Source organism: Daejeonella sp. (assembly GCF_044232565.1).
In the GTDB taxonomy this organism is placed as follows: Bacteria; Bacteroidota; Bacteroidia; order Sphingobacteriales; family Sphingobacteriaceae; genus Daejeonella.
On record NZ_JBIILQ010000207.1, the window covers coordinates 1 to 5,038 of the forward strand.

The window sequence follows — 5,038 nt, forward strand, 5'->3', positions numbered from 1 at the left end:
CCAGCAACACCTTATGGCATTTTATTGATGTTACAAGAATACGGTATAGAAACTTCAGGGAAACACTGTGTTGTTATTGGAAGAAGTAATATTGTAGGCTCTCCAATGAGTATTTTAATGGCTCGCAATACCAATCCAGGTAATTGTACCGTAACAATTTGCCATAGTCGCACCCCAAACATCAAAAAATTCAGTCTCGATGCCGATATTCTTATCGTTGCAATAGGAAAGAAGAATTTTGTAACAGCCGATATGGTAAAGGATGGAGCAATTGTTATTGATGTAGGTATGAATCGTGAACTATCAAGCGAAACTAAATCGGGATATAAATTATATGGTGATGTTGACTTTGAAAATGTTGCCCCAAAAGCTTCGTGGATCACTCCTGTACCGGGCGGTGTAGGTTTAATGACTATTGTAGGCTTACTCAAAAATACTTTAGCCTCTGCTAAAAAAGAGATTTATTGATTATTATCACCAAAATTTCCACCAAGCTTTTTTTATTCCAATATAGAGTCCGTCAACACGCATTTCTAGTGGGTAGGTATCTACATAATTTCCTTGTTCAGGAGCTCCCCTACCTGTTTTCAAATCAAATTCATGTCGGTGGTAGGGACAAACAATCTTACCATTTGAACACCAGCCGTTGCTGAGCTTGGCGCCAGCATGGGGACAGTTATTCTGCAAGGCAAAAAACTCATCATCTGTTCGGACAAGGCATATATTTTTACCCAATACATTAACTGCAGTAATATAGTTTCCCTTCTTTAACGTTTCTGTAGAAATAATTCTAATCCAATTCATCTAGTTAAATGTATGTCAATTTTATATCTAACAACGCTTAAACTAAGCTTGAGAATGTAAAATAAGTATATTTGTATTCTAATTTACACAATGGCTCATCAAATTCCGCCTGACGGCACTTTATTACCTTTAATGGAAGAGTTTTATACGATTCAAGGTGAAGGATTCCATTCTGGAAAAGCTGCTTATTTTATACGCTTAGGGGGTTGTGACGTTGGTTGCCATTGGTGTGATGTTAAAGAAAGTTGGGATGCCGAACTTCACCCACTTACTTCAGCTGATCAAATTGTTCAGAATGCTGAAAAATATCCTGGAAAAGCAGTAGTGGTTACTGGTGGAGAGCCCTTAATTTACAATTTAGATTATTTAACAGCTGAACTTCAAATGAGAGGTATAAAAACCTTTATTGAAACATCCGGTGCTTATCCATTGTCTGGATCATGGGATTGGATATGTTTATCTCCGAAAAAATTTAAATCGCCTAGGCCTGATATTTTACCTCATGCGGGCGAATTAAAAGTGATTGTTTTTAATAAAACAGACTTTTTATGGGCCGAAGAACATGCAGAACATGTATCTAACAATTGCAAGTTGTATTTACAACCAGAATGGTCAAAAAGTGCAGAAATTACACCTCTAATCATTGATTATGTAATGCAAAATCCAAAGTGGGAAGTATCGCTACAAACACATAAATACCTGAATATCCCTTGATTTAACCATTATCAAATAAATATATAAATACTTCGCTCATCAATCTGTTAGGTCAATTTATTTTATATCTTCAAATTGAAGAAAGACATTTGTAAATGTTAAAAAGAATCCTTTTCATTTTTTGCTTTTTACCTTTAGGTCTTTTTGCTCAAAAGCTAAGCTCTTCTTCTGTAAAGCAGGCACAAAAAGCTTATGATAAGGCAATTAGTTTTATTTATACCAATCAGCTGGATTTTGCTATTAATGAATTGAATAGAGCATCGAGTCTAGATACTAATTTCCTTGCAGCTTTTCAGCAGTTAGGAGATATCTATAGAAAAACCGGGAATTATGGTCAAGCAATCATCAGCTATAATAAAATTCTTAAAATAGATCCCAATTTTTATCCCCTTACTTATTTTAATCTAGCAGAATCCGAATTAAATACAGGAGATTATACCAATTCAATAATACATTTTGAAAAATATTTACGATTTCCTGAAATTAGTACGAATAGCATTGAGAGAGTCAAGAAATACCTTATTGATTGTAAATTTAGTCTCGAAGCCATTAAAAACCCGGTTCCATTTAAGCCCATCAACATAGGTCCTGCAATTAATACAGTAGAAGATGAATACCTCCCAATTATCACAGCTGATGAAGAAACCATTATATTTACTCGTCAAGCAGCCCTCAATGAGGATTTTTACACAAGTAAGAAGCATAATAATGAATGGATTAATGCAGCATATCTAAGTAAAAACATAAACACTCCTAATTATAATGAAGGTGCGCAAAGTATCACTCCTGATGGTAAATACTTATTTTTTACAGCATGTAATCGCCCTGATGCATTAGGCAGATGTGATATTTACCTTGCTAAGAGAGAAGGAAATGATTGGACTGAACCTTTTAACATTGGTGCACCCATAAATACTTCTGGTTGGGAATCACAACCCACAATAAGTGCTAATGGGCGGACTTTATACTTTATTAGTAATCGTCAAGGAGGTTTTGGAGGATATGATATTTGGAGTTCAGAATTGAATGTTGATGGATCATGGACTAATCCAATCAACCTGGGTCCAAATATTAATACGAAATACGACGAAACATCGCCATTTATTCATCCAGATGATGAAAGTCTATATTTTTCATCTAACGGCTGGCCAGGTTTTGGAAACAAGGATTTATTTATAAGTAGAAAAATCAAAACAGCTGAAAACAAAACAGAATGGCAAAAACCAGAAAATTTAGGTTTTCCTATAAATTCGTATTCCGAAGAAAATGGTTTAAGTGTGAGCAATAATGGAAAAACAGCATATTTTTCTAGTAAGCAACAGGATGGTTTAGGAAAACTAGATATTTATTATTTTGAAATGCCTGAAAAATCAAGACCCAAAAATGTAAGCTACGTTAAGGGAAAGGTATTTGATAAAATGGATAATCAGAAACTTAACGCACATGTTATAATAAATGATTTAATAAGTGGAAATTCTGTTTTTGATGATTTTACAGAGCCAGTTGATGGAATATTTTTAGCTAGCCTTGTTTCTGGTAATAATTATGGATTAACAGTCAGAAAGGAAGGGTATTTATTTTATTCACATAATTTCATGCTCAATAATGATCAAGAGAATGATCCATTTGTTATTGAAATTCCCCTAGAAAGAATTGAAATAGGAAAATTGGCAATTCTCAATAATATTTTTTTCAATAGCAATGAATTTAATCTTCTTCCGGAATCAGAAATAGAATTAAAACAACTTCTACTGTTTTTAAAGGAAAACCCAAAGGTTTCCATTGAAATTGGTGGCCATACAGATCATATTGGTGACGATGAATCAAATTTAATATTATCAACAAATAGAGCCAAAACTGTCTTTGATTATTTAATAAAAAATAATATACCAGCAAATAAACTTAGTTTTAAAGGATATGGCGAGAGTCGACCACTCTCAAATGAAAATACAGAAAATGGTCAGAAAATGAATAGACGAACTGAATTTAAAATCACAAATAAATAATAAATTATGAATCAAAACTACCAAAACCACGCACGCCTAGTTACAGGATTTCACAGAGTATTAGGGTTATTACTCCTCCTTGGATTTATTGGGTCAATTTTCAATCTCTATAAATCATGGGATAATGACAGTCTCTACTCTGCAAGTTTAATTACTCTACTTTTTGTCTGCTGTATTTTCTTATTTTGGTACACACGATCATTTCCGCTTAAAGCACAAGATAGAGCGATTCGTTGTGAAGAGAATTTCAGATATTATTTACTTACAGGAAAAGCTCTTCCAACTGAATTAAGTATGGGTCAAGTAGTTGCTTTAAGATTTGCACCAGATGAAGAATTTCCAAGTTTGGTAGAAAAGGTTTTATCTGATAAATTAAATTCTAAATCAATCAAATTAGCTGTAAAAAACTGGAAACCAGATTACTATAGAGTTTAACATAACAAATTTGAACTCAATCAGATTTTAAAAAATAGGAATATGCTTAGAATTAGGAAATTGCTTTCCTGATTCTAAGTAATTTAATCATTAAATCTTCAAGAAGATCTAGATGAAGCATATTAGCACCATCAGATTTTGCATTAGCAGGGTCGGGATGAGTTTCAATAAATAAACCATCTGCACCAACAGCAATGGCAGCCTTCGCAATTGTCTCAATAAGTGCTGGCTTCCCTCCTGTTACCCCACTAGCTTGATTGGGTTGTTGTAGTGAATGTGTACAATCCATGACCACAGGAACACCAAAACCTCTCATTTCAGGTATTCCTCTATAATCCACGATAATATCTTGATAACCAAAGGTATTTCCCCGGTCTGTAAGAATAACATTAGGGTTTCCAGACTCTTGAATTTTCTCCACAGCAAATTTCATTGAACCGGCAGAAAGGAATTGACCCTTTTTAACATTAATAATTTTTCCAGTTCGAGCTGCAGCAAGCAACAAATCAGTTTGGCGACATAAAAAAGCGGGAATTTGTAAAACATCTACATATTCGGCGGCAATGGCAGCTTCGTGACTTTCATGAATATCAGTAACCGTAGGAATACCAAATTCTTCACTTACTTTTTTAAGTATTTTAAGAGCCTTTTCATCACCAATACCTGTAAATGAGTCTAATCTAGATCGGTTTGCTTTACGGTATGAACCCTTAAATATGAGAGGAATTTCAAGCTTATTACTTATTGTGACAATTTTCTCAGCGATTTTGAGAGCAATTTCTTCGCCTTCAATTACACAAGGCCCCGCCATCAGAAAAAAATTTCCTGATAAAGTATGTTTAATGTTGGGAATATTGGTGATCATTAATTTCCTAGTTCAGATAAAAATTTAATACGCATTAACTGCAGTTCCTCTCGAGTATAATCTTCCGGTCCGAGTTCTTTAAGTGCTTCTTCAATAGAATCAGTTTCAGTCGATTTAAAGTAATCGAATACTTCTTCCTGCCTATCATCCTCAATTACTTCATCGATATAATAATTGAGATTAAGCTTTGTACCAGAATTAACAATGGTTTCAA

At 33.9% G+C, this 5,038-nt stretch carries 7 protein-coding genes; 4 read left to right on the plus strand and 3 right to left on the minus strand.

Annotated elements, in window-relative coordinates; genetic code table 11:
• On the plus strand, window positions 1-468 hold a 468-nt coding region (locus tag ACILQF_RS10475; protein WP_395627356.1), incomplete at its 5' end, for a bifunctional 5,10-methylenetetrahydrofolate dehydrogenase/5,10-methenyltetrahydrofolate cyclohydrolase.
• Window positions 469-474: 6 nt separating this feature from the next.
• On the opposite strand, the gene ACILQF_RS10480 is transcribed toward ACILQF_RS10475, so the two are convergent.
• Window positions 475-804, minus strand: coding sequence for a Rieske (2Fe-2S) protein (locus ACILQF_RS10480; RefSeq protein WP_395627357.1), 330 nt, complete (start codon window positions 802-804; stop codon window positions 475-477).
• A gap of 90 nt (window positions 805-894) precedes the next feature.
• On the opposite strand from ACILQF_RS10480, the gene ACILQF_RS10485 reads away from it, so the two are divergent.
• From ACILQF_RS10485 to ACILQF_RS10495, 3 genes are all read left to right on the plus strand, one after another.
• Complete coding sequence (locus tag ACILQF_RS10485; protein ID WP_395627358.1) at window positions 895-1,518, plus strand: 7-carboxy-7-deazaguanine synthase QueE; 624 nt, start codon at window positions 895-897, stop codon at window positions 1,516-1,518.
• Window positions 1,519-1,613: 95 nt separating this feature from the next.
• On the plus strand, window positions 1,614-3,524 hold the full coding sequence (locus tag ACILQF_RS10490; protein WP_395627359.1) for an OmpA family protein: 1,911 nt from the start codon (window positions 1,614-1,616) through the stop codon (window positions 3,522-3,524).
• Between the two features lie 6 nt (window positions 3,525-3,530).
• Entirely contained in the window at window positions 3,531-3,959 is a 429-nt protein-coding gene (locus ACILQF_RS10495) for a DUF6526 family protein (RefSeq protein ID WP_395627360.1), read from the plus strand.
• A 52-nt stretch (window positions 3,960-4,011) separates the two neighbouring features.
• Here ACILQF_RS10495 and kdsA read toward each other — a convergent pair whose 3' ends face one another.
• On the minus strand, window positions 4,012-4,824 hold the full coding sequence (gene kdsA, locus ACILQF_RS10500) for a 3-deoxy-8-phosphooctulonate synthase (RefSeq protein ID WP_395627361.1): 813 nt from the start codon (window positions 4,822-4,824) through the stop codon (window positions 4,012-4,014).
• On the minus strand, window positions 4,824-5,038 hold a 215-nt coding region (locus tag ACILQF_RS10505), incomplete at its 5' end, for a hypothetical protein (RefSeq protein ID WP_395627362.1). The genes kdsA and ACILQF_RS10505, both read right to left, overlap by 1 nt.